Raw genomic sequence first — 5769 nt, forward strand, 5'->3', positions numbered from 1 at the left:
TTCTTGCATCTTGAGGTAGCTTGGGTATATATAAACAGATATATATTGAGAATAACAATAGTGAAAATAGGCAGACGGTTACAACAAATTGAGCAGATGGTAGAGAAACAATACGATCATATTTGGGATTGCTGCTGTGATCATGGTTTATTAGGGTTTAACCTGCTTAAGGCTCAAGTAGCACAGACCATTCATTTTGTCGATATTGTGCCGGATTTGCTGGTGCAGATAGAAAAAACATTACAACGTCATTGGTTAGGGGCGGAGCAGACCTGGCTCGTTCACTGCCTTGATGCGGGCAAGTTACCGATTAGGCAATTTTCGATTAAACCCGAAACCGATAAACACCTTATTATTATTGCTGGTATCGGTGGAGAGTTACTTATCGAACTTATGCAGTCGCTATTGCCTGTATGTGCAAATTACCATGTTGAATTTATTTTGTGTCCCGTTCATCATAATTATAAACTGCGTCAGTTTTTAATTGATAATCAGCTAGGTTTGCTTAATGAATGCCTGGTTTTTGAAAATAGCCGCAGTTATGAAATATTGCATCTCTCACCAGCAAGCTCACAACCTCTGTCTGCAGTTGGTTCAATAATGTGGGACTTGACTGATCCCTTGCATCTGAATTACTTAGATAAAACCATCAAGCATTATCAGCGCATTGCTAAAAATCCTAATGCGCATGTGAAAAGCATTATTAATCAGTACCAACAGTTACGCTGAATAATGCTATTATCTGCGGCCTGTCTGTTTTTTAATATTGAGTTTTATTATGCGCCAGCTTAAATCTACCGTTCACCCTGATATTGAGTCTCTTGATCAAAGTACTTTTTTGCGAGTTGCAACACGCGCAATAATTCTTAAAGGTGACAAGATTTTAATGCTCTATACCGAGCGTTATCATGATTATACTTTACCCGGTGGCGGGCTTGATGATGGTGAAGATCTGCTACAAGGTTTAATTCGAGAGTTACAAGAAGAGACGGGCGCGCAAAATATCAGAGATATCCGCGAGTTTGGCTTATATGAAGAATTTCGTCCCTGGTACAAAGATGATTTTGCAATTATGCATATGAAATCCTACTGTTATGTTTGTGATATCGATGCACAGTTAGGCGCAACAAACTTGGAAGATTACGAAATAAAAAATGGTATGAAAGCTGTGTGGTTAAATGTTTATGATGCTATTACACATAATGAATTAACTATTAAAAACAGCGCTAAAAAAGGGATGTCGATTGAGCGTGAGACATTTCTATTAAAGTTGATTGCAGAAGAATTATTACCTCAACAACTACAGGAAAAAGCCAGTTAAAGGAGCCTATATTCAAGTGGTTTGGTTGTAAAAGTTATTTTATATGGTCTTGCTGATTAAGAACAAACTCAATGCCATATAAGGACATCGCATAGTTTGTTGCTTGGTTTTGCTGCAGTGTGGCGCCTAGACTGATTTCTTGTTGTTTTGCCTGTTCAATAAAATCGAGCAACTCATCTGACGGGGAGCCTAATAATCGATGGCTAATTGTTTCTGAAAGGATCAAATGCGAGATTGGAAAGTTTTTAAGCACATCCGTCGAGAGTTGGTTTTCATTTTCCACAAACCAATAAATTCTAAAACGAGATAAACGAGCCATCACTAAGGCCGCAAATAATATTGAGGTTGTTTGAATTTGATCTGGATCCTCGATACAAATGTCCATTTGCTTAAAGCCACAATTTAGATCCTTGGCCAGTTCGCTACGGAGCTCGCGGCGAATGCCATCAGGAAACCAATCCTCTAAACTATGGGAACTAATTATTTTTCGTACCTGTTTTCGTTCCGGTAGTTCAGCGATCTGCTTTTTACTCATGCCGTGCACACAAAAATAACTGTCTAAGTTTTGGTTTTCGAGATTATAAACACCATAAGCCCATTTCTTTGCAGGCACCTCCTTTATCCAATGTTTTAAGTAAACTTTTGAGAACAGGGACACTAATAACCGATGCCATTGTTGCTCATCGGGCAGAGAAGGCAAACTTGCTAAAATAGAGAACCCGGAATTCTGAGCCAGTTTATAAGCAGCCCTGCATATGTTGGCAGGTAACTCCCCAAATAAAATAAGAATGGGAAACTGTTCACGACTGGCTAAATTATTAAGAATATCGACAAAGCGTAATTCATTAACAGTGAGATCGATAATTAATAACTGCTTATCACTGATATCGGTTAATACACTTTTACCATCAAAATAATCAACATGCTGCAGTCCAATTCTCTCAAGTTCTGATTGATGACTACTTTTCTGCAATGGATTTTCGGTAATGAAAGCAACGCGATATTGTTTTAACCATTGGCTAAAAATGTATTTTACGCGTTGCTGCCAACTGTTTAGGTTATGCAGTAAACTAGCTTGATTAAAGCAATACTCAAAGGAGGGAAGTTCAACTTCCATGCTTGGCATTTTGCCCACCCAAAAAATCTGAATATCTTCACGCAAGTTTAATAGTTCAATCAGTTTGTCTAAAAAGGGGGCTGATTCAATGCTATCGGGTAAAACCAATGCGCTGCCACGTGGACTGGCACTGACCATTAATATCAGTTGCTCAAGCGTATCTGATAGATAAACGAAACAATTGTCGAGTTTAAGGGAGATATGATAGGAGTAAACAGCAAAATTGCTATTTTGCTGTTGTGTAGATTGTGATGCCAATAACTGTAACTCTTGATCCGTTAATATCGAACTTTGTTGTTTGATAATTGGCATATTTGTCCTCGTAAGCTTGAGTTATTATTGCTCTTCTACACTTTGGTCGACAGGAAATTCGGGTAAAGAGGTTCCATCGTTATTTGGATAAACAATAAATTCACCGTGGTATTTAACCTTAGATTTATAATCAGTTATTTTGTATAACAGCAGATCTTGTGCAAAGGCAAAATTAATGATTGTCTGCTGATTGCCACGTACATATAAAGAAAGAGGTTTTATTAATACACCTTGCTCATCAAAGCTACTGCTTGTTTTTTCTGCACATACAATTAATGACTCTTTACCGCCACTATGGCGATTTAATTTATCACCCACTTCAAGGTCGGTTGTGACCATCCATTGTTCATTTGAAAGGGCTGAATAAAGCTTGTTAAGCTGTTCGATATTAACAGGCTGAACCTGTTTGTCGGCATCTAATACTTGGCTATAACATTTTTCTAAGTAGATGAATTGGTCTTTTAAACCTGCATTTTGTCCTAGGCTACGGGCCTGTCTTTGCCAACCTTTTAAAGTAGCCTGTACAATTGAATCAAAACGTTTCTTTTTCATCGCTGTTGTCACCCATGCACCTAAATAGTGTGCTTCACTAAGAGGGTTGTGCGGTGTTCTTCTTGATGCTTGTGACGCAGTTAATTCAGATAACGCGCTATTAATTAGTTTATAAATTTCTTGAGAGAAGAGAACCATGTAATTCCTATTGTTTGATCAAAATAAGTGGGTATATATGCAATAGTAAAATTATGACAGGCAATAAAGCGTGTCACAAGTAGATAAGTGAAAGTAAGTGCTTAAACAATACAAAATTAACTCATTAGTTATAAACTTAGCAATATTGTGGCTGATCCAATTAAAGGCAGTTAAGAGGCGATATGATAAATAAAAAAACAACTGTGTCATTGGTACTTGGCAGTGGTGGCGCACGCGGCCTTGCACATATTGGTATTATTAAATGGTTGGTCGAAAATGATTATCAAATAAAATCTATTTCAGGTTGTTCGATTGGCGCATTAATTGGCGGAATATATGCGTCAGGAAATTTAGCTAAGTTTGAAAAATGGGTTTGTGAGATAAATAAAATTGAAATTATCTCATTGTTGGATATTGCATGGAAAGCAAATGGTTTAGTACGTGGTGATAAAATCATCAGCACCTTAGTCGAGTTATTGGGTGATCAGCTAATCGAAGATTTGCCCCTTTCATATACGGCTGTTGCATCAGATATCAAACATGAAAAGGAGGTCTGGATAAACTCGGGATCACTTTTCGAGGCGATCCGTGCATCGATCTCGTTGCCACTCTTTTTTACCCCCGTGAATCGTAATGGTGTTGTATTAATTGATGGCGGTGTGCTAAATCCCGTGCCAATTGCGCCAACTTTCGGCGATCAAACCGATCTGATTATCGCGGTTAATTTAGGGGGGGCGATACAAAAAGAGATTATAAAACCGGATAAGCTTGAGCTTAAAAAGAAAAAAACAGCAGAGCAGGATGTAAATATCCATAATAAGATTAAGGCATTTATTAATAATTTTAGAAACAATAGAGAGGTAGTTCAATCACAAGATTGGGGAGCGTATGATATTGCCAACCAAGCGTTTGATGCGATGCAGAGCACTATCGCCCGTCAAAAACTAGCTGCATATCCCGCCGATTATATTATTGAAATTGCGCGTAATGCCTGTGGTACATTAGAGTTTGATCGGGCGCAAGAGATGATTGATTTAGGGTATCAAAAAGCACAGTTTTATTTACCAGCTCAATAGACACTGCATTTTTAATTAAATTTTCTATTTGTTCAAACTGCTTACAAGCGATGTACTAAACTTTAGATATTATTTATTGCTGAGTAAATCCTTGATATGAATATTTGTAAAAAAGTTCAAGAAATTGAAATCGCTTCCTATCTGGCGCATCATTCTGATTTAAAACAAAAAATCAGCCAGACCAGAGCGGATCTGAATCAAAGCTATCCGTTTATACATCGCCTTTCACTTGCCCTTTATCATTCAGAACGCGACGTGATTCAGACCCATGTTTATGACGAAGATATCGATACAAATATCCATAATTACGAAGCTATTTTATCTGAATGCAAATCGCTTAGCGAATTAGTAACAGCAGAAACGGAGCGAATTGTTAATGATATTTCGATATTTGATAAAGGCAAGCATCGCCATACAGCATTAATACGTCAGGCAGGCTATCTATCGAGTGTTACTATTCCGTTATTAATAGAGGGACAGTTACTCGGTTTTCTATTTGTTAATTCAAGAGAAAAGAATGTATTTGCAGAGGAGGTGGTACAAAGATTAAGATTGATAGCAATGATTTTCACACTGTTAGTACATCAAAATTCCGAAAAAATTAATGTTCTAAAATCGACAGTTGAGTCAATGAAAATGGTCAGCTTTGGACGCGATCCTGAAACCGCTGAGCATCAGCAAAGAATGGCGTCTTTTTCACTGTTAATCGCCAGAGAAGTTGCCGATATCCATAAATTGACCGATCTCATCATTAGCTACATCTACCTTTATGCGCCACTTCATGATCTTGGTAAGCTGATGATAGCGGATGATATCTTACTAAAGCCAGGTCCTCTTAGTAACGATCAGTTTTTAACTATGCAGGCACATACCAATAAAGGAGATGAACTTGCAGCAAAACTAATTAATGTTTATCAACTTTCAGAAATCCCTAATATTACATTACTGCGCAGTATTATACGTTCGCATCATGAAAAAATGGATGGTTCGGGTTATCCTGACGGTTTAAAAGGGGAGCAGATACCAATCGCGGTGAGAATTGTCGCGGTTGCGGATATATTTGATGCGTTAACCAGTGTCCGTCCCTATAAAGAAGCGTGGACAATTGAAGATGCTTTTGCGGAGTTAAAAAAACTTGCCGGCAGTAAACTTGATGCTGATTGTGTGAATGCATTAATCAATAATAAGCAGAATATTCTTAGCATTCAGGAAAAATTCAAAGATAAAGAATATAAATCTGGATCGACTATTAA

6 protein-coding genes are annotated in these 5769 nt (G+C 37.6%); 4 read left to right on the plus strand and 2 right to left on the minus strand.

The genetic code is table 11. The annotated features are described in order from the left end of the window. On the plus strand, positions 1 to 729 hold a 729-nt coding region (locus AC4GME_RS16695), incomplete at its 5' end, for a tRNA (adenine(22)-N(1))-methyltransferase (protein WP_490379816.1). A 49-nt stretch (positions 730 to 778) separates the two neighbouring features. Further along, complete coding sequence (locus AC4GME_RS16700) at positions 779 to 1321, plus strand: NUDIX hydrolase (RefSeq protein WP_490377557.1); 543 nt, start codon at positions 779 to 781, stop codon at positions 1319 to 1321. Positions 1322 to 1355: 34 nt separating this feature from the next. Here the strand turns inward: AC4GME_RS16700 and AC4GME_RS16705 are convergent, their stop codons facing one another. Continuing rightward, positions 1356 to 2750: a hypothetical protein gene (locus AC4GME_RS16705; protein ID WP_490377558.1), complete on the minus strand. Its 1395-nt coding sequence runs from the start codon at positions 2748 to 2750 to the stop codon at positions 1356 to 1358. A gap of 24 nt (positions 2751 to 2774) precedes the next feature. Next, positions 2775 to 3440 carry a DUF2913 family protein gene (locus tag AC4GME_RS16710; protein ID WP_490377559.1) on the minus strand — a complete coding sequence of 222 codons (666 nt, stop codon included), beginning with the start codon at positions 3438 to 3440 and terminating at the stop codon, positions 2775 to 2777. A gap of 182 nt (positions 3441 to 3622) precedes the next feature. Between AC4GME_RS16710 and AC4GME_RS16715 the strand changes: the two genes are divergently transcribed. Next, entirely contained in the window at positions 3623 to 4516 is an 894-nt protein-coding gene (locus AC4GME_RS16715) for a patatin-like phospholipase family protein (RefSeq protein WP_490377560.1), read from the plus strand. 96 nt (positions 4517 to 4612) lie between these two features. Beyond that, the coding region (locus tag AC4GME_RS16720; protein ID WP_490379817.1) for an HD-GYP domain-containing protein at positions 4613 to 5769 on the plus strand (1157 nt) is incomplete at its 3' end.

The sequence above is a fragment of the Psychromonas sp. genome, from assembly GCF_983033635.1.

What these genes read in the sequence shown, in the direction of transcription:
- AC4GME_RS16710 (WP_490377559.1), bottom strand. Translation starts at nt 3,440, where the DNA reads ATGGTTCTCTTCTCTCAAGAAATTTATAAACTAATTAATAGCGCGTTA.
- AC4GME_RS16700 (WP_490377557.1), top strand. Translation starts at nt 779, where the DNA reads ATGCGCCAGCTTAAATCTACCGTTCACCCTGATATTGAGTCTCTTGAT.
- AC4GME_RS16715 (WP_490377560.1), top strand. Translation starts at nt 3,623, where the DNA reads ATGATAAATAAAAAAACAACTGTGTCATTGGTACTTGGCAGTGGTGGC.
- AC4GME_RS16705 (WP_490377558.1), bottom strand. Translation starts at nt 2,750, where the DNA reads ATGCCAATTATCAAACAACAAAGTTCGATATTAACGGATCAAGAGTTA.